The sequence below is a fragment of the Flavobacterium araucananum genome, assembly GCF_002222055.1.
In the GTDB taxonomy this organism is placed as follows: Bacteria; Bacteroidota; Bacteroidia; order Flavobacteriales; family Flavobacteriaceae; genus Flavobacterium; species Flavobacterium araucananum.
Window position 1 is genome coordinate 41049 of the sequence record NZ_MUGS01000011.1, and the last position, 18541, is coordinate 59589.

General features: G+C 34.1%; 19 protein-coding genes. 5 read left to right on the forward strand and 14 right to left on the reverse strand.

The genetic code is table 11. The annotated features are described in order from the left end of the window. Positions 1-4: 4 nt before the first annotated feature. Positions 5-529, forward strand: coding sequence for a gamma carbonic anhydrase family protein (locus B0A64_RS08355; protein ID WP_089479060.1), 525 nt, complete (start codon positions 5-7; stop codon positions 527-529). Here B0A64_RS08355 and B0A64_RS08360 read toward each other — a convergent pair. From B0A64_RS08360 to B0A64_RS08385, 6 genes are all read right to left on the reverse strand, one after another. Next, positions 524-1240, reverse strand: a complete 717-nt coding sequence (locus B0A64_RS08360; RefSeq protein ID WP_089479061.1) for a LytR/AlgR family response regulator transcription factor — start codon at positions 1238-1240, stop codon at positions 524-526. The genes B0A64_RS08355 and B0A64_RS08360 overlap by 6 nt on opposite strands. A 103-nt stretch (positions 1241-1343) precedes the next feature. Beyond that, complete coding sequence (locus B0A64_RS08365) at positions 1344-2054, reverse strand: dioxygenase family protein (protein ID WP_089479062.1); 711 nt, start codon at positions 2052-2054, stop codon at positions 1344-1346. A gap of 23 nt (positions 2055-2077) precedes the next feature. Beyond that, complete coding sequence (locus B0A64_RS08370; RefSeq protein WP_089479063.1) at positions 2078-3178, reverse strand: sensor histidine kinase; 1101 nt, start codon at positions 3176-3178, stop codon at positions 2078-2080. After that, a complete protein-coding gene (locus B0A64_RS08375) occupies positions 3179-3511 on the reverse strand; it encodes a DUF4907 domain-containing protein (protein ID WP_089479064.1) in 333 nt (110 codons plus the stop codon). It lies immediately after the preceding gene. Next, complete coding sequence (locus B0A64_RS08380; RefSeq protein ID WP_089479065.1) at positions 3501-4505, reverse strand: Kelch repeat-containing protein; 1005 nt, start codon at positions 4503-4505, stop codon at positions 3501-3503. Before B0A64_RS08380 ends, B0A64_RS08375 begins: the two co-directional genes overlap by 11 nt. A 16-nt stretch (positions 4506-4521) precedes the next feature. Continuing rightward, on the reverse strand, positions 4522-5313 hold the full coding sequence (locus B0A64_RS08385; RefSeq protein WP_244285375.1) for a DUF6268 family outer membrane beta-barrel protein: 792 nt from the start codon (positions 5311-5313) through the stop codon (positions 4522-4524). A gap of 281 nt (positions 5314-5594) precedes the next feature. Between B0A64_RS08385 and B0A64_RS08390 the strand changes: the two genes are divergently transcribed. Both B0A64_RS08390 and B0A64_RS08395 read left to right on the forward strand, forming a co-directional pair. Then, positions 5595-6923, forward strand: a complete 1329-nt coding sequence (locus B0A64_RS08390) for a DUF4270 family protein (protein ID WP_244285376.1) — start codon at positions 5595-5597, stop codon at positions 6921-6923. After that, the gene (locus B0A64_RS08395; RefSeq protein ID WP_089479068.1) at positions 6924-8159 is read left to right on the forward strand and encodes an aromatic hydrocarbon degradation protein; all 1236 of its coding nucleotides are present in this window, start codon (positions 6924-6926) and stop codon (positions 8157-8159) included. Positions 8160-8163: 4 nt separating this feature from the next. Here B0A64_RS08395 and murI read toward each other — a convergent pair whose 3' ends face one another. The 8 genes from murI to B0A64_RS08435 all read right to left on the reverse strand — a co-directional run bounded on the left by murI (position 8164) and on the right by B0A64_RS08435 (position 16652). Then, entirely contained in the window at positions 8164-8940 is a 777-nt protein-coding gene (gene murI / locus B0A64_RS08400) for a glutamate racemase (RefSeq protein WP_089479069.1), read from the reverse strand. A gap of 155 nt (positions 8941-9095) precedes the next feature. Continuing rightward, positions 9096-9599 (reverse strand): OmpH family outer membrane protein, encoded by a 504-nt coding sequence (locus tag B0A64_RS08405; protein WP_198529562.1) that lies wholly within the window; start codon positions 9597-9599, stop codon positions 9096-9098. Positions 9600-9614: 15 nt separating this feature from the next. After that, positions 9615-10655 (reverse strand): OmpH family outer membrane protein, encoded by a 1041-nt coding sequence (locus tag B0A64_RS08410; RefSeq protein ID WP_089479070.1) that lies wholly within the window; start codon positions 10653-10655, stop codon positions 9615-9617. 48 nt (positions 10656-10703) lie between these two features. Continuing rightward, positions 10704-13451, reverse strand: coding sequence for a BamA/OMP85 family outer membrane protein (locus tag B0A64_RS08415; protein ID WP_089479071.1), 2748 nt, complete (start codon positions 13449-13451; stop codon positions 10704-10706). Further along, entirely contained in the window at positions 13384-14124 is a 741-nt protein-coding gene (locus tag B0A64_RS08420) for an isoprenyl transferase (protein WP_089479098.1), read from the reverse strand. Before B0A64_RS08420 ends, B0A64_RS08415 begins: the two co-directional genes overlap by 68 nt. A 4-nt stretch (positions 14125-14128) precedes the next feature. Next, positions 14129-14812, reverse strand: coding sequence for a type IX secretion system protein PorG (gene porG / locus B0A64_RS08425; RefSeq protein WP_089479072.1), 684 nt, complete (start codon positions 14810-14812; stop codon positions 14129-14131). Positions 14813-14985: 173 nt separating this feature from the next. Then, positions 14986-15873, reverse strand: coding sequence for an NAD kinase (locus B0A64_RS08430; protein ID WP_089479073.1), 888 nt, complete (start codon positions 15871-15873; stop codon positions 14986-14988). A 119-nt stretch (positions 15874-15992) separates the two neighbouring features. Further along, positions 15993-16652, reverse strand: coding sequence for a CBS domain-containing protein (locus B0A64_RS08435; protein WP_089479074.1), 660 nt, complete (start codon positions 16650-16652; stop codon positions 15993-15995). Between the two features lie 116 nt (positions 16653-16768). On the opposite strand from B0A64_RS08435, the gene B0A64_RS08440 reads away from it, so the two are divergent. Together B0A64_RS08440 and B0A64_RS08445 are read left to right on the forward strand one after the other, a co-directional pair. Continuing rightward, positions 16769-17482 (forward strand): pyridoxine 5'-phosphate synthase, encoded by a 714-nt coding sequence (locus B0A64_RS08440; protein WP_089479075.1) that lies wholly within the window; start codon positions 16769-16771, stop codon positions 17480-17482. 34 nt (positions 17483-17516) lie between these two features. Beyond that, positions 17517-18497 carry a PDDEXK nuclease domain-containing protein gene (locus B0A64_RS08445; protein ID WP_089479076.1) on the forward strand — a complete coding sequence of 327 codons (981 nt, stop codon included), beginning with the start codon at positions 17517-17519 and terminating at the stop codon, positions 18495-18497. Positions 18498-18541: the final 44 nt, after the last annotated feature.

An 18541-nucleotide genomic window follows, 5' to 3' on the forward strand; every position in this document is an offset into this window, starting at 1 on the left:
TATTATGCTTATAAAATCTGTAAACGGAAAAACTCCGGCTATTCCGGAAGATTGTTATGTTGCCGAAAACGCTACAATTGTGGGCGATGTTACTTTTGGCGATTCTTGCAGCGTTTGGTTTAATGCTGTAATTCGTGGCGATGTAAACTTTATTAAAATAGGAAATAAAGTAAATATTCAGGACGGTGCCATAATTCATTGCACATATCAAAAGCACCCAACAATTATAGGTAACAATGTTTCTATCGGGCATAATGCAATCGTGCACGGATGCACAATTCATGACAATGTTTTGATTGGGATGGGCGCTATCGTAATGGATAATTGTGTTGTAGAAAGTAATTCGATTATAGCAGCAGGAGCTGTTATCACACAAAATACAGTTGTAGCTTCCGGTACTATTTATGCAGGTGTTCCTGCAAAAAAAGTAAAAGACATCGATCAATCTGACTTTGCAGGAGAGATTGAGCGCATTTCCAACAATTATGTAATGTATTCAGGCTGGTTTAAAAACGAAGAAGAACTATAAATTGATCCTTTCGAAAAACGAATTTTTATAACTTTCGCTAATAGGAATTCGTTTATCACTAATCAAAACTTTGTTTTTCTGAATTGATTTTACATGTTTGATATTAATGATATAAGATCTGTGAATTCTGGAGAATCCTTTGCTCGAAAGTAAGTTTTCCAGTTTTATTAAACTAATTAAAGTCAGCGTAAATTTATTATCAGTAGTATAAATTTTGACGTAATCTTTTAAGCCTTCGATAAATAAAATATCCGAAAAGTTCATTTTTACGTTTTCATATTCTGCCCTTACAAACATAAAATCCTGCTCTAATTCCGGAGCAGTTGTGTTCTCTGAAATGGCCTGAATGGCTGTTGCCGGATTTAAAACCTGTTGCGCACGCACTACCGATTTTAAAAAACGATGAAACGGGATTGGTTTTACTAAATAATCTACAGCACCCAGATTAAAACCTTCAACAGCATAATCAGAAAAAGCAGTTGTAAAAATAACCAAAGGCTTTTTTTCGATCGTATTCAGGAAATCAATTCCGGAAAAATGAGGCATCTGGATGTCCAGAAAAATTAAATCGACGTTGTTTTGATTGATAAACGAAACGGCATCAATGGCATTATTAAAGGTGCTGATCAATTCAAGTGAATCTACTTTTCGAACAAAATCTTCTAATAATTCAACCGCTAAAGGTTCATCGTCTATAATTACACATTTCATTTGTTGAAGTTTAAGATTTAAAGATTTGCTTTTGGGGTCAAAAGTAGTTTTAAACCAGTAAATTAAGTTTTAAAATTATCATAAAATACTGATTGATAAAAAATTATCCGTTTACAGTAACGGTTTTGCTCAAAGTGTAACCATCTGTTAAGTTGCCAGTTAAAGTCGCTAATTCATCTGCTAAACTATCTGAGAAAACATTGTCTTTTGTGTTCGAAGTGTCTGCCTGGCCATGAGCAACATAATTGGTGCTCGAATATACCGTACTCGTAACATTTTCAGGAAAAGCAATTTGTGTTACTAACAAGGATGAACCTGTACTACTCAAAACTTCGACATGAACGTGTGGCGCCCTGCCCTGGTACCAACCCGGAAAAATCGACAGAAACGAAACAGCACCTTTTGAATCGGTGGTTTGCCTGCCTCGTAAAAAGTGAACCGAAGTATAATCTGTTTGCTGCATCGAAGTCCCGCCATATTCAGAATAATTTCCGTCTTTATCACAATGCCATACATCTACCAAAACACCCGCCAGAGGCGAACAGTTGTTGTTTTTATTTTCGATAACTAAATTGATAAGCAAAGCAACGCCAACGCGGTCAGATTTTATGTTTTCTAAAACCAGCTGACTTGGTGTTTTGATAGGGAAGGGGCCTTTTGTTTCTGATGGAGAAACAGTGCAACTTGCGTCGTCTGTAGCAGTTGTGCCGGAGTCATCATTGTCATTTTTAGAACATGATTCTAAAACCTTAGCGGCAGTTGCCAGCGAAGCAATGCCTAAAATACTGTTTCGAATGAATTTTTTTCTGTCCATAATAAGTGCGTTAAATCCGTTAATTAATCTATTGCAGTCTGAATTTTATCTAATTTTAAATTCAGGTGTACACGGTAATATTGATTGTCCTGTGTTATAGTAAGTTCATGCGCGTTTGGATATAGTAAATCCAGTCGGTTTTGAATGTTTACCAATCCTATTCCTGAATTTTCAGGATCTTTGACATAGTTTTCAATCGTGTTTTCGATCCAGAAATCGAGATTATTTTCAAGAATAAAAATCTTGATCTTGACATGCGCGGCACCTTTGTAATCAGTTCCGTACTTAAATGCATTTTCTACAAACGAAATAAGCAATAAAGGTTCAATAAACTGATTTCTGGTATCGCCATGAACGTTGATAACGATGTCTTCGATATTGTTGAGCCTGAGTTTTTGCAACTCAATATAATTCTGGATATAATTGACTTCTTTTTCTAAAGCCACCGTTTTGTTATCCGTTTCATACAGCATATACCGCATTAATTCTGATAATGTGACGATGGCATCAGGGACCAAATCAGATTTTTTGTGTGCCAATGAATAAATACTGTTCAATGAATTGAATAAAAAATGCGGGTTTGTTTGTTTGCGCAAGTAAATCAACTCAGTATTTGTTCGGTGTGTCTCGGCAATTAATTTATTTTGTTGATTGTTATAAAATTCTGTAAGCGTTCTTATAATGGCACTTATGGTAATAATTAAAATATAGAAAAAAGAAGGTCCAATTTTAAAAAACAAAGGCTGTCTGGTTGCCATCATCATTCTGGGTCTTGTCTCTTTAAATATTAGTTTAAGCTCTTCAGGCGGTATCATTCGCGTTCGTGCGTGCCTAAATTCAGGAATGAAATAATTGATCCTGATGATCATAAACAGTAAAATAAGAGCAAATGCAAAGACAAAATAAAGCCAGTATTTTTTTTCTAAAAGTAAGACCGGAACCAAGTAGAAATAGTTCAGATAAAACAAAATAATTCCTGTGGTCCATTGTACATAAAAGTCATTATTGATCTTAAACGGACTTTCGTAAAACTGAATTAATGAAGTCAGGATAAAGAAAACCCAAATGATGCAATGGAATAAAATTTTATTTGAACTCGTATTTCTGATGGTATCTATTTTCATTTATAATTTTATTTTTAATAAAATTAAATCATTTTTGGTTACCGTTGGCGATATGTTTTGTTTGAGTTTCGTTACAACCAGATTGCCTACTTTAAGAGCATCTTTTTCTGATGTAAAACTTTTAGTGTCGCTTATTGCCGGAATAATCGATTGTTTGATTATAACCTTCTCTTTGTAAGCAACAGTATATCCCCAGCCAAAAGCCGTTTTAAAAGATCCTGTTTTTAAAACTTCCTGTTTTGAACAAGCTGCAAATTGCAAAACCAGTACTATAAACAGTAAATTCTTCTGGATTTTACTCCAGAAGAATTGCATTTTTGTTTTAGTTATCATCACTGTTTTGTTCTTCTAATGGTTTAAATTCCCAAGCATCGTCAAAGTAAGTAGAACCTACTCTGCCTAACATATAAAAACCACGATTATTGATTGCAAACCCAACAGCATCTGTTCTGCTTGCTCCTTCCATTGGAGTTCTTTCTACCCATAAATCAGTCGATGGAGTGTATTCCCAGATTGTTTTTATGCTTTCTCCGCCTACAACATATCCTAAACCATTCATAGAAAAACTAGAGGCATTCGAACGAACAATTGCATAGTCATCATTATAACTGTAATCATCGTCAGTATCTTTGTCAATATCACGTTTTCTGGTCCATACATCTGTAGCAGGATCAAATTCCCAGAAGTCTTCCTGATAGACCCCGTTGTTAATTCCGGTTCCAAAATAGGCTTTATCAGCAATTATAAAAACGGTAGCATTACGTCTTTTGTTTCCGCTAAATCCGTTTACAAGCGTCCAGGCATTTGTCTGATCGTTGTATTGGTAGAAATCTTTAAGATAATTTCCGTCATAACCAGTTCCAAAAAAAGCTTTCCCGCCCACCTGAAAACCTACCGCAGCATAACGACCTGTTCCGGCAAAATCTGCTTTTTGAGTCCAGCTATTACTAGTAGGATCGTATTGGTAGAAATCCTTTAATTTGTTTGTCCCATCATAACCAAGACCTACATAACCTTTATCGTTAAGGGTAAAACTAGAAGCAGAACTTCTGCCAATTCCTGTAAAATCTGCTTTTTGTTCCCAGTAATCACCAGTAGAATTATAAGCCCATAAATCTTTTAAATAAACATCACCCGTATAACCAGTTGCTACATAAGCATAAGTTCCAATAACAAAACTAGTTGCGCTAGATCGCGCAGGTCCGTCAAATGCTGATTTTTTGACCCAGTTTCCCATTAAATCATCATCGTCGTCGTTACTACAGCCTACAAAAAAGAGACTCGATAACAATGCCCCGAATAATATTCCTTTTTTTAAATTATTCATAGTGTATTAAATTTATTTATTGTTTGTATTTGATCCCAATTCCTAAAACATAACCGTTGCCCGTATTAAAATCATATACCTTATGATTATCAGTATCGATTAAGTTGTATTTTTTGTCAAAATCATATCCGGCTTTAAAATTCAGAAACCAGTTTTTGTCTACATTTCTTTCATATTCAAGTGCGGTAGTCATTTGCGATAAACTAACTTTTGTGGCATTATTATTTAAATTGTTTTGTGAATCTAAATGATAAAAATTACCATTAAAGCTATTGCTCAGACTGAACTTATTACGGATATTATTAGCGTATGAAATTCTGGAATCAGGAAACCCAATTGACAAAGAACCTGCATTGTTTATAATATAGTTCAGAGATAAAAGAGGCATGAATTTAGGAGCACCAAAAACGGTTGTTCTGGCAACACCTATGTTAATACTCGTATTGGTATTTAATTGCTGTTTAATTTCAAAACTTCCAAGAACTGTAAAAGCAGCAGCATCTATATTACTTTGAAAATTTACTGTTGGAGTAATCGAAAGATTTAGATTTGTTGCAGTCGAAATTTCATGTGTAATTTCAAATCTGTTCTTAATCTGATTAAACCGATCTAAATTCTCATACGTATTGTAACTCCCTAGTTCATAATTCACTTTCAAATTCGAATACTCTAATGTGTTTGTTATTTTGTTTTTGGTATCTATTTTTTTGTTAAACAATACACCAAGACTCGTTTCATTAAAATCAATCTTATCAGTTGGTTCTGTTTTGATGTTCATACGAACCGAAAAGTTCTCCTGAGCTTTCATATTAAAAATTGAAATCAAAAAAACGGACCAAATTAAAAACCTTGTTTTCATTACTTATTTATTGGTTCAAAAGTAGGAGGCTAATGGTTTTAAAAAAAAGAAGATATATGTATGACACTTTTTGATAGACTAAACAGCCTTTTTTAAGGTTGAATGATCTATTTGAGCGTAATTATATATTGTAGATGTTTTTTTGGTGTTTATAGTAGAAAAACGCACGACTGTATATGTTATAGTGCGGTGCAGGAGAGTGCATTTTATATTTGTTCAAAAAATTGATTATGCACAAGTTTATATTGATGTTGTTTTGCGCAGTGACGATGATTTCATGCGGAACTGATTCTGATGCCGGCGAATTTGTTGTTGGATCTGATTATTTGGCTTTAGGCAATAAAGTTATTTTAATTGATACCGTAACAGTCGATATGTCTACGATCAATTTTGATTCGCTTGTGACCTCCAATCAAAGCCGAATTTTAATCGGGAATTACGAAGATCCACTTTATGGGAAGGTAAAATCAAATAGTTACTTTCAGCTAGCTTCAAGTTCATACGCCTTAAATAATAGCGGATCTGATACAGAAACGGCTAATTATGTTTTTGATTCTATTTCTATGATTCTTAAATATGACAACTATTATTATGGTGATACGACCAAGGTGCAAACGTTCGATATTCATCGACTTACCCAAAAAGTAAAACCAAATACAGATGATAATAGTTTCTACAATAACTCGGCATTAAGTTACAGCGACGAAAGTTTGGGAACAATCTCTTATAAACCACGCCCTAAAGAAAAAGACTCTATCAATATTAAAATGAGTACCGTGTTTGGAGCGGCTCTTTTTCAGAAATTAAAGAAAAGAGAGATTACAGATTTTGATAGTTTTAATGAATATTTAAAGGGGCTTGTTCTGGTACCCTCAACCGGAAATTCTGCCAGTATGATTGGTTTTCATGTCACGACCAGCAAGGTGCGGCTTTACTACTCAAAATACCAGGCAGAGACAGAAGAAACACCTTATATCATAGATTTTACTATTGCAGATGCTACAAAACAATTCAACGCCATTTCATCAGATAAAACAGGAACTTTAATCGAAAATCTGCCCATCTCGACCAGTAGACTGTCGAGTTTGTCAACAAATCATCAGGGCTTTATTCAGTCCGGTACAGGAGTTGCCTGTAGGATTGATTTCCCGAATATAAAGCAGCTCAAATACATTTCGGCAAACGGAGCCATAGTCGACGCGCAGTTGCTTTTGAAACCGGTTAATAATACCTATTCTGAAAAATATCCCCTGGCAGATTCCTTAAAGGTTTATGTAGGCGATAATCTAAACAGAATAAGTGGCTCATTAGTGAATTCTGCCAATACAGCGGTTTTTGGTACACTGAATAAAAAAACGGATGAATTTAACGAAAACATAGGGTACACAATTCCTATAGGTGCTTTTTTGCAGAAAGAAATGCTCAAACAATCCGATTCCAAATCGGCTCTTATCCTAACATTGCCGGGAATTTCTAAAGCAGTAAACCGGGTTGTTTTAGGAGATCAAAAACATCCGAACAATAAAATCCAGCTTAAAATTTATTACATCTCTTATTAAATGAAAAGTAAAATAGTATATTTAAGTGGCGTCATTTTGATCTCGCTAACTTCATTTTCTCAAAGTATTTCAAGTTCTCCATATTCGTTATATGGAGTAGGTAGTCTGTACGATGCTGATTTTGGCGTACTTCCGTCAATTGGTTCTTCAGGAATGGCTTTACCATCAGATACTTTTATAAATAATCTAAATCCGGCATCATTAGGGTCTTTACCTCAAAATCATTTTATGTTTGATGTAGGAGGAAAAGCTATTTCGACCACTTACCAAGGTGGTTCAAGAAGCGAAAGCCGTAATAATTTTCAATTTTCTCATATTGCTTTTGCTTTTCCGGTTACCAAAAATTCCGGATTTAGTGTAGCTTTACGACCTTATTCCAGTGCGGCTTTTAAGATCTCTAATTTAAAATTACCCATAGACAATAGTCAGGATTCTTATTATTTGACCGCAGCAGGTTCCGGGGGATTAAATAATTTCGATTTTTCGTATGGATATCGATTTGGGAAAAAATTATCGATAGGAGCATCAGCATCTGTATTGTTTGGAAGCACAAGTGATGATAGAAGTTTTCTGATTATGAATTCGATTACGAGCATTCAGAAAAAAACAAATTACAGCGGTGTCCGTGCTACATTAGGGGCGCAATACAAAATAGATTCTACTCTTACCGTAGCCACAACATTTAAAGTGCCAACGAGAATTAAAGCCTCTAAAGTTCAAACGGTTCAAACTGTTGCTGATAATGTTGTTACTACTGTAGAGTCTAATGTAGCATCAGATACAGATGATTATTATATGCCTCTGGAAATGGGTATAGGAATTAGCAAGCGTTTTAAGAACAATTTGAATATGACGCTGGATTATGAGAAGAGTTTGTGGGATGATACAAAGCAATCTGAATTGTACGGTAATTTTGTAAATCAGGATCGATTTGCACTTGGATTTACGTTTAGCCCTAAAAAGAATATCCGTAAATATTGGGACAGGGTTCAATATGCAGCGGGTGCAAATTTTGATACCGGTTATCTTGAAGTCGACGGGAAAAGAGTAAATAATGCGGCAATTTCGGTTGGACTTACTTTACCAATAGAAAACACCTATTCGGCTTTGCATATTTCGTATTCCTACGGACAAAAGGGGAGTGTCTCTGATAATTTAATTAAAGAAAACTACCATAAGATATCTCTTAATTTATCTCTGGACGGAATTTGGTTTATCAAACGAAAAATAGACTAGTGGTCTAGAAGTCTTTTTCGATTACAGGAAATTTATAGTCTAAAATTGATTTTAAAACCTCAGGATTTGAATTGACATAAAAAACAGGATCACTATTTTGCTCGTCTGTAAAACCTACTTTCTCGCGCAATACATTTTGAGTTTGTCGTGCAACGGCTTCTCCGGAATCGATAATTCGGATGTGCTCCGGCAGTATTTTTTTAATCTGAGGAATTAGATAAGGATAATGGCTGCAACCTAAAACCAGATAATCAATATTGGCATCAATCATAGGTTGCAGGTATGAATCAAGTAATTGAGTCATCTCCGGCGAATACAAATTTCCATCTTCGATTAGCTGAACAAGTCCATGACCTACTTGTTCAATAATAGTAGTATGCTGAAACATTTCTGCAGTTTTATTAAACAACTCACTGTTTAGGGTTCCTTGTGTAGCAAGAATTCCAATTACCTGGGTTTTAGAATTGTTTGCAGCAGGTTTTATGGCAGGTTCGATTCCTATAAACGGAATATCATAAGAGGCACGAAGTTCTACAATAGCATTGGTTGTGGCAGTATTGCAGGCAACAACAATAAGTTTGCAATTCAGGTCTAATAATAAATCAACATTTTTTTTGCTTAAAGCAACAATCTCTTCTTTGGTTCTTTGACCGTAAGGAGCATTTTTGCTATCTGCCAGATAAATAGTTTTCTCGTTTGGAAGTAAGTCATGAATGGCGCTCCAGATGGAAGTTCCTCCAATACCAGAATCAAAAACGCCTATAGGATTGTTGTTCGTCATGATACAAATTTAGTGTTTTTTGAAATCAATTGATATTTCAATTGATATGAAATATGCTAATATTTTGATTTATTACTTTTAATTGGATGCAATAAAAAAACTGCTTAAACTTTTGAAGGTTTAAGCAGTTTTTTATTTTTTAAGGAATTCGTTTTTTAGAATCCTAAGTCTTTTTTAACGTCAGCAGTAATGTTTGGACCATCAGCTAATAAAAGAGTAGAACCATCTAATACATATTGGAAACCTTTCGCTTTTCCAACTTTTTGGATAGAAGCTCTCACTTTTTCCATTAATGGTTTTACGATGTCAGTTTCTTTTTGTTGTAATTCTTTTTGAGCATTGTCTCTGTAGTCAACAATTCTTTTTTGCATGTCCTGAACTTCTTTAGAACGTTCTCCGTTTACAGCATCAGTTACAGTTGCAGCTTCACCTTCGTATTTTTTTATTTTTACTTGGTATTCGTCAACCATTTTTTTGTATTCTGCATCGTATGTCCCACTTAATTTTTGTAATTGGTTTTGTGCATCCAGCATTGCAGGCATTTTCGACATAATCTCGCTAACATCAACATGAGCTACCTTAGCTTGTGCGTTCATTGTGTTACTTGCTCCTAAAATTAGTATTGCAGCAATTAGTAAAGTTTTGATTTGTTTCATCATTTTTAAAAATATTAATTAATTATTGGTCGTATTTGATTTTTGTGTTTCGGCTTCTTTTGCTTTTTTAGCCGCTTCTCTTTCTTCTATAATTTTCTTTCTTCTTTCTTCTAATTCTTTCTTGCGCTGTTCGTAAAGCTTTTGTCTTTCTTCTGCTTTATTTACTGCAGGATCCGTTGTTGTTTCGGTTGTCGTAGCAGCAGGTTTTGCTGTTGCGTCAGTTTTTGTTGCATCTGTCTTAACAGCATCAGTTTTGGCTGTTTCAGAAGTTGTTGTTGTTTTAGCTGGTTCAGAAACCGTGCCATTTTTTTTAGCTTCTCTTTCTGCAGCAATCGCTTTTCTTCTGTCGTCGTATTCTTTTTTCTTAGCTTCCTGCTCTAAACGTCTGTCTTCAATTAGTTTTTCTCTGGCTGTTCGTTTATCATCCAACGCTTTTTGACGATCTGCCATTGCTGGATTTTCATCTATAGCGTTTTCAACTTTTTCTTTAGCTTCCTGATCTTTTAATTGTTTTTTAGTCAGTTGTTCTCTTTTATCAGTTCGGTTTAAAACCCGTATAACCTGATCGCTTATGTCAAATCTTTTGTTGCTAAAAAGCATGGTTAAATCGGATGATTTATCAAAAACAAAATCATAGTTTTTAGCTTCTGCAATATCCTGAACAGCAGTAAACACCTGATCCTGAATTGGCTTTACCAATGCTGCTTTTTGATGCATTAAATTTCCGTCAGACCCAAATTGTTTTTGCTGATAATCCAGCATTTCAGTCTCCAGAAATTTAATTTCAGTTTCTCTTTCGTCAATAAGTTCTTTAGTAAGCAAAGCTCTTTCGGCTTTAAGACCTTCTTTAATAGTACTGATTGCGAGTTTTTTTGCCTCTATTTCCTGTTTCCACTTTTGAGCTTTCAGCTCTAATTGTGCTTTTGCTTCTTTGTAATCTGAGACATTTTCTAAAATATATTCCATGTCGATATACCCAATCCTTGTTGTTCTAGTCTGAGCCTGACTTGTATTTGCAACAATCAGGGCTAAAAAGATAAATAAAAATTGTTTTCTCATAACATTAGTCTATTTTAAAAATTTCAAACAAATGTACTAAAAATTCTACTAAAATTGTTGTCCAATAATAAAGTGAATTTCTTTACCGTGTGCTTTAGTTTCTCCCGGCTGAGGATCGAATCCGTAACCCCAGTCAATACCTAATAATCCAAATGCTGGCATGAATACACGTAAACCAACACCGGCAGAACGATTTAGATCAAATGGGTTGTATTCTTTAAAAGTTGGGTATGATGATCCAGCCTCTAAGAAAGCCAACGCATAGATGGACGCAGATGATTTTAATGTAATTGGATAACGTAACTCCATAGAGAACTTATTATAAATAGTTGCTCCAATTTGCTCTCCTTTTGCATTTACAGGAGTCAATGAGTTATTTTCATAACCTCTTAACTGTATTGTTTCTCTACCATCCATAGAGTAATTCGCCATTCCGTCTCCTCCTAAGTAAAAACGCTCAAATGGTACAACACCTCTTGATTGATCATAAGCACCTAAGAAACCAAACTCTGTCAAAGTTCTTAAAACTAATTTACCATAGATTTTAGTATACCAGTCTGCTTTAAATTTAATTTTATAGTATTCTAACCAGTTATATTTCTTTTGATCGACTTTTCCCTGATCCGTATCAGCATTTGCATAATCAGATCCTACACTTGCATAACCTGATTGTCCATTTACAGTTTCAGTTTTTACATAATCACCAGGATTAAGTGGCTGACCATCTATACCAGAAGTTGCTGTTCCTGTATATTGTGTTTTGTATTCTTTTTGATTTTGCAAATCTCCGTAATTAACCCCGTTGAATAGCGAGTATGGAGGCGTAATTTTTGCCGAAATACTAAAGTCTGAACCGTAAGTTGGGAAAATCGGGTTAACCCCTTTATTACTTCTTGAAAGTCCAATTGTATACGCTAAGTTTCTTGATGCTCCGTTACCAAAAGTAAATAATCCTGTATTATAATTATTCAAATCATAATGTTGGTAACTTACAGATTGTGACAATACAAAATAATCATCCGGCACAGTAAGACGTTTTGCTAAACCAACTTGTAAAGTCAGGATGTTAAAACTTTTACTTTTATCGACTGTTCTTGTCGCATAATTGTTTAAGAATTGTTTACTGTAAGAGATAGAAGAACTAAATTGTACAGGCTTTTTACCACCAAACCATGGTTCTGAGAATGATAAACTATACGTTTGAAAATAGGTACTTCCTTGTAAACGAAGTGCTACTTTTTGACCATCTCCCATAGGCAATGGCTTATAAGATTCTTTGTTGAATAAGTTTCTTGCAGAGAAGTTGTTGAACGATAATCCTAATGTTCCAATGAAACCTCCGCCACCGTAACCTCCTTGAAGCTCGACCTGGCTGGATCCTTTTTCTACAACGTGGTATTCGATATCTACAGTTCCTGCTCCGGCATCAACATTTTTGAATTTTGGATCAATAGCTTCAGGATCAAAGAATCCTAATTGTCCAATTTCACGAATAGTTCTTACCAATTGTTCTTTACTGTATTTTTCTCCTGGCTTAGTTCTAAGCTCACGGTAAATTACGTGGTCATTGGTTTTATCATTTCCTACAACAGATATTTTATTAAAATAGGCAATAGGACCTTCTGTAACTCTAATTTCAAAATCGATAGTATCGTTTACCGTTTTTACCTCTACAGCATTGATGTTAGAAAACAAATAACCATTGTTTTGGTATAAGTTTGTAATATCTTCTGCATCAGGTTTTGTTTTGTCTGCAATACGTTTTTCAAGTAAAACACCATTATAGGTTTCTCCTTTTTTGATTCCTAAATAACGGTTTAATAATTGATCAGAATAAACGGTGTTTCCTAAGAATTTAATATTACCAAAGTAATATTTGTTTCCTTCTTCCATTTTAATTTTGATAGCAAGCATATTTTTGTTCTTGTTATAAGTAACAGAATCATAAATAATACGAGCATCACGATATCCTTTTTCTTTGTAGGCAGCGACAACTTTTTCTAAGTCGGTTTTGTATTTTTCAGGAATAAATTTTGAAGATTTTAAAACACGAAAAATATTTTTTTGCTTGGTATCTTTCATGGCAGATCTCAATTGGTTTCCGCTAAGTTTTGTGTTACCAATAAAATCGATACTGCTAATCTTTACTTTATCACCTTTGTCTACCCGAACAAGCATGTTTACCTGATGTCCGTTTATGGTATCAGGAGTATTTGTAATGGTAACTTTGGTGTTATAGTATCCTTCTTTTTTGTATTTGTTTTCGATGTAGTTTTTGGTCGTCGTGATTAAGTTTTCGTTGACAATTTTGTTTTTGGTCAAATTGTTGTCCTTGATTAATCCTTCGACTTTACTTTTCTTGATACCAACAAATTTTACTTCATTAAGTTTAGGAAGTTCAACAATATTTAAGTCAAGATAGATACTGTCATTTTCTACTTTATTTACATAAAAAGCAATTTCATCAAAAAGACCAAGTTTGCCCAGTTTTTTAATAGCACCACTAATTTCTTCACCTGGTACAGCTATTTCCTGTCCTTTTTGAAGACCTGAAAAGGTAACAACAGTTTGCTCATTGAAGCTTATTTTACCAACAACAGAAACTTTAGCAAGAATGTATTTTTTTCCCTGATCAAAAGGAACTCTTTCTTGTGCTTTTATTTGAGAAAAACTACCCAAAAGAATTAGGGTAAAGACTATTTGTATTCTTTTTTGTAACACTAAAATATTATTTAATTTGTTCACTGGTTTTTCCAAATCTACGTTCTCTTTTTTGATAACTAATAATAGCCTCATATAAATCTTGATCTTTAAAGTCTGGCCACAAGACATTAGTAAAATATAGTTCTGCGTAGGCTATCTGCCACAGCAAAAAATTACTTATTCTATGTTCTCCACTTGTTCGTATTAATAAATCTACGTCAGGTAAATTTTGCGTGTAAAGATGCTCATTTATAATTGAATCGTCAATAGCGTCTATTGAAATTATATTATTTTTAACTTTATCACTGATGATTCTCACAGCATTTACCAATTCTTCTCGTGATCCGTAACTTAAAGCAAGGGTTAAGGTAAGTCGGGTATTATTTTTTGTTTTGTCGATTACATCCAAAAGCTCTTTTTGAGCTGATTTTGGTAATTTATCAATATTTCCAATTGCGTTAAGCTTGATATTGTTTTCTTCTAATGTAATAAGTTCTTTTTTTAATGAATTGATTAGTATTTTCATTAAAGTATCAACTTCTAATTTAGGACGATTCCAGTTTTCTGTCGAAAAAGCGTACAAAGTCAAATACTCGATGCCAAGTTTAGCACAAGTCTTAATTGTTTTTTTTACAGATTTTGTTCCGTTTTCGTGACCAAATGCCCTTAAAAAACCTTGTTGTTTTGCCCAACGACCATTTCCGTCCATAATAATGGCCAAATGTTTGGGTAAGTTTGTTTGATCTATAGAGTCTAGTAAATTCATTTTATTATTCTGCGCAATAGCAAGGTTTTTGTCCAAAGGTATACGTTAAAGTGATACCTGAAAAGACATACCAGTCATTATTATTTAAATTTCCAAAATGCAATGGTTTATAATTAGCATTGCTTGGGTTACTTCCGTCGATATTGTCTGTAAAGGTGTAGCGGGCTCCAACTTCGGCACCCAAAACCCAATGAGGTGCTATATTCGATTTGATTCCTAATGTTATAGGTATGGCAACAGAACCTGAACTTTTGTCTTTTTTGGTTTGTCCTCCTAATATGTATAACTCATCGTACATGAAGTAACTTAATCCGGAGTATATATAAGGAGTAATTTTTGGATGATAATCATGAAGATTAAAGTCGAAAAAATTAAACTCTAAACCGGCAGAAAGCTCTTTTACAGTGTTTTCAAAACTATAGCCTCTTCTGTTTCTTCCTGTTTCTTTCGAATCGAAGTCATTTCCTGCAATAGTAGATTGTGTGTAGGAGAAGCGATACGAATGACGCGGGCTTTTATTCCATTTGTACAAGATACCAAAAGCCAGTTTTTCAGGAGCAATATAAGTTGTACTTCCTACGTCGCCTACATAGTTACTTCCGCCAAGAAAAACACCAATCTCATTGATTTGAGCGTTTAGTGTAATAAAGGGGATAAAACATAACAATAAATTAAAAATTTTCTTCATTTAATTCAAAATTGCGTGCAAATATAATAATTATCAATACGAATCAACGTTCCTTTAGTTAAATGTGCTTTTTTTTCAATTTACAATATGATTTTGAGACATTTAATGATGATTCAATACATGCAGAACGGCAAAAAGTGCTATTATCGTATAGTGGTGAATCAGAAAAAGACTTAATTTCTTTTATCTTCTCCCCAAAGCAATTTATTTCTTAAGGTTTTCAGGAAAGTTTCGCCAGGAATTTCGATCATCTTTATTTTAAAGTCAGTTTTGCTAATCGTTAAAACAGACTCGTTTCGTACAGAAGCAATTCTGGAATCTAACGAAATTAAATATTGGTCTTCTCGTCCTGAAACACGAAGTTTTATCTCTGTGTTATCCGGAATAACTAGTGGTCTGGCGTTTAGATTATGAGGAGCTATTGGTGTAATTACTAAACTTTCGACATTTGGGGTTAATATAGGACCTCCGCAACTCAACGAATATCCTGTAGAGCCTGTTGGGGTAGAAATAATCAAACCATCTGCCCAATACGAATTCAAATATTCATTGTTTAAATACGTATCAACTGTAATCATCGATGTCGTATCTTTTCGGCTTACCGTAACTTCGTTCATTGCAAAATTCAGGTCATTCTCTATAGCGTCATTCTTGGGGGCGCAAGTTATACTTAGCAATGTTCTCTCAGAAATCGTGTAATTTTTGTCAATAACAAACTGCAAAAAGTTGTCAATACTTTCTTTTGGCACAGTAGCCAGAAAGCCCAATCTTCCTGCATTGATTCCTAATATAGGTATTCCGGAATTGCGAACTAAAGTTGCCGCTCTCAAAATTGTCCCGTCACCACCAATACTAATTAGCATTTCGTAGCTATTATCCAAAGAGGTACTTACTGAAAAAGTTTCGTATTCTTTTTTTACGAGTTGCTTTTCGTGTAGCATTTCCAGAAAATTCTCTTCAATTACCATTTCGACATTATTGGTTTTGAAAAAGGAAAAAATGTCTTTTATGATAGGCTCGGTACTGTTTTGATAATATTGTCCGTAAATAGCTATTTTCATTTTTTAAAATTAGATAATGAGGCAATTAGATAATGTGGCAATTCGAAAATTCGACACTGTTTAAATTAGAGGAACCAATAAATTATCTGATCTTCTAATTGGCACATTTTCTAATCGTACTATATATTAAGGTATTTGTCTAAGTAATCTGAGCGCTCTTTCAAGCTGTTGATGTAAGCATCTTCCTGATGTTCAGAAATGATTTCATAGCCATATCTTCTATAGGTCTGAATAATTTCATTCATGGGGCCAACACCAATCTTTACGGTAATCTGAACATTTTCTAAATCAGCTTCGGATACAAAACAGCCCAGAATTTTGCCATTATTGCTTTCTACAATCTGAGTTACCTGACCCATAGAATAATCTAAAAGGCCTTTTTGAACAATAATAATCCCGCCCTGTTCCTTTAAAAATGGAGTTTCCTGAAAAAATTTCATGATATCTTCCATTTCATAATATCCCGTGTAGGTATTATTCTCGTCAAGAACCGGAATTATATTGGTATGGTTTTTAGCAAAAACTTCTAAAACGTCAAGCCAAATCATTGATTTTCGGGCAAAAAAACGTTCTAATGTGTATTTGTAATCAATGACCTTTTTGTCCGTATCAAAAGTTTCAACATCATCAGAGGCGATACTTCCAATGAAAATTCCGTTTTCCAGAACCGGAAAATGCGAAAAATTCAAATCAGCAAAGAAGTCCTGAACCGATGCTATCGTTTCCTGACTGTCTATCGCTCTGAAATCATTGGTGATATAGTTTATAATTTCTGTCATAAATCTCTAAAGGATATTTCATGCAAAATAATCAAAAAATAGCAAAAACTGCTACGTTTTACTTTGTATTTTTGTCGTAACAAATATAGTGTTACTAGAATTAATTATCTATTTATATGACAAAGTTAAGTGTAAATATCAATAAAATTGCAACCCTTCGAAATGCACGTGGAGGAAATGTTCCGGATTTATTAAAAGTGGCGACCGATATTCAGAAATTCGGCGGACAAGGAATCACCATTCACCCACGTCCGGACGAACGCCATATTCGTTATCAGGATGCCCGTGATCTCAAAGAAATCGTTTATACCGAATATAATATTGAAGGAAATCCTCAGCATAATTTTATCGATCTGGTTTTAGAATGTAAGCCAACACAAGTAACATTGGTTCCGGATGCCATTGGTGCTATTACCTCTTCGGCAGGTTGGGATACTCTAAAAAATCAAGATTATCTTACAGAAGTAATTCAGGAGTTTCAGCGAAACGGAATCAGAACGTCGATTTTTGTAGATCCTGTTCTGGAAATTATCGAAGGAGCCAAAAAAACAGGCACAGATCGAATCGAATTGTATACCGAAGCTTTTGCACATCAATATGATTTAGGAAATAAAAACGGAATCGATCCTTATATTAAAGCGGCAGAATTGGCAAACGAATTAGGATTGGGCATAAATGCAGGTCACGACTTAAGTTTAGACAACATTCAGTTTTTTAAACAAAATATTCCCGGTTTATTAGAGGTTTCTATTGGGCACGCTTTGATTTCAGAAGCACTTTATCTTGGTTTGGATAATGTAGTCAATATGTATTTGAATAAATTGAAGTAAGATGTCGTAATTTCCATAATCTAAATACTTGATAATGCTTATAGATCAGTCTTCTTTGTTTTCTGAGGTTAAGGAAATCATTCTTCAATCTCGGCAGCGCGTTTTCAGAATCGCAAATTCTACATTATTAGAAACCTACTGGCAAATAGGGAAATTAATAATCGAAAATGAGCAACAGGGTAAGGAACGTGCTGATTATGGAAAAGCTGTATTGAAGAATCTTGCAAAAGAACTCACGCTTGAATTTGGAAAAGGATTTGATGATAGTAATCTCAGGAATATGCGTTCTTTTTATAAAACATTTCCAATTCGTGACGCATTGCGTCACGAATTGAGTTGGACACATTATAGATTATTATCCCGATTAGATTCTAAAGCGAAAAGTCTATATTATTTACAAGAAAGCATTCATAATAACTGGAATAGCAGAACGTTACAGAGACAAATAAATTCATTGGCATTTGAACGTGTATTGGAGCATAAAGCTGTTGAATCAAATCCTGAAACTATTGAGAATTTAATAAAAGATCCTTATATTTTTGAATTTTTAGGATTAACAGCTGATGTAAAAAATTCTGAACGGAAGATAGAAACAGCTATAATAAATCATTTACAGCAATTTTTATTAGAATTTGGTAAGGGTTTCGCTTTTGTGGCAAGACAGCAACATATTGTAACTGATACCTCAGATTTTTATATTGATTTAGTGTTTTACAATTATATATTAAAATGTTTTGTAATTATTGATCTTAAAACAGGGTCTTTGTCGCATCAGGATATTGGTCAAATTGATATGTATGTTCGTATGTATGATGATTTGAAGAAAAGTGAATCAGATCAACCAACTATTGGGATATTACTTTGTTCTGAAAAAGATGAGACAATTGTAAAATATTCTGTTTTGGCAGATAAAAAAAGTATTTTTGCAAGTCAGTATTTGTTGTATATGCCTAAAGAAGAAGATTTAAAGGCTTTAATTGAAGCGGATATTCAAAGATTCGAACTTGATAATTAGAAAAGAGAGGCAATTATAAAATAAAGCAAAATAACCTTTAGAAA

Bases quoted from the DNA above. Each gene is read 5' to 3' on its own strand.
- B0A64_RS08440 (WP_089479075.1), top strand. From the start codon at position 16,769: ATGACAAAGTTAAGTGTAAATATCAATAAAATTGCAACCCTTCGAAAT.
- B0A64_RS08360 (WP_089479061.1), bottom strand. From the start codon at position 1,240: ATGAAATGTGTAATTATAGACGATGAACCTTTAGCGGTTGAATTATTA.
- B0A64_RS08445 (WP_089479076.1), top strand. From the start codon at position 17,517: ATGCTTATAGATCAGTCTTCTTTGTTTTCTGAGGTTAAGGAAATCATT.
- B0A64_RS08365 (WP_089479062.1), bottom strand. From the start codon at position 2,054: ATGGACAGAAAAAAATTCATTCGAAACAGTATTTTAGGCATTGCTTCG.
- B0A64_RS08410 (WP_089479070.1), bottom strand. From the start codon at position 10,655: ATGAGAAAACAATTTTTATTTATCTTTTTAGCCCTGATTGTTGCAAAT.
- B0A64_RS08415 (WP_089479071.1), bottom strand. From the start codon at position 13,451: ATGAGGCTATTATTAGTTATCAAAAAAGAGAACGTAGATTTGGAAAAA.
- B0A64_RS08435 (WP_089479074.1), bottom strand. From the start codon at position 16,652: ATGACAGAAATTATAAACTATATCACCAATGATTTCAGAGCGATAGAC.
- B0A64_RS08370 (WP_089479063.1), bottom strand. From the start codon at position 3,178: ATGAAAATAGATACCATCAGAAATACGAGTTCAAATAAAATTTTATTC.
- murI (WP_089479069.1), bottom strand. From the start codon at position 8,940: ATGACGAACAACAATCCTATAGGCGTTTTTGATTCTGGTATTGGAGGA.
- B0A64_RS08380 (WP_089479065.1), bottom strand. From the start codon at position 4,505: ATGAATAATTTAAAAAAAGGAATATTATTCGGGGCATTGTTATCGAGT.
- B0A64_RS08395 (WP_089479068.1), top strand. From the start codon at position 6,924: ATGAAAAGTAAAATAGTATATTTAAGTGGCGTCATTTTGATCTCGCTA.
- B0A64_RS08385 (WP_244285375.1), bottom strand. From the start codon at position 5,313: ATGAAAGCTCAGGAGAACTTTTCGGTTCGTATGAACATCAAAACAGAA.
- B0A64_RS08355 (WP_089479060.1), top strand. From the start codon at position 5: ATGCTTATAAAATCTGTAAACGGAAAAACTCCGGCTATTCCGGAAGAT.
- B0A64_RS08430 (WP_089479073.1), bottom strand. From the start codon at position 15,873: ATGAAAATAGCTATTTACGGACAATATTATCAAAACAGTACCGAGCCT.
- B0A64_RS08375 (WP_089479064.1), bottom strand. From the start codon at position 3,511: ATGATAACTAAAACAAAAATGCAATTCTTCTGGAGTAAAATCCAGAAG.
- B0A64_RS08390 (WP_244285376.1), top strand. From the start codon at position 5,595: ATGCACAAGTTTATATTGATGTTGTTTTGCGCAGTGACGATGATTTCA.
- B0A64_RS08405 (WP_198529562.1), bottom strand. From the start codon at position 9,599: ATGATGAAACAAATCAAAACTTTACTAATTGCTGCAATACTAATTTTA.
- porG (WP_089479072.1), bottom strand. From the start codon at position 14,812: ATGAAGAAAATTTTTAATTTATTGTTATGTTTTATCCCCTTTATTACA.
- B0A64_RS08420 (WP_089479098.1), bottom strand. From the start codon at position 14,124: ATGAATTTACTAGACTCTATAGATCAAACAAACTTACCCAAACATTTG.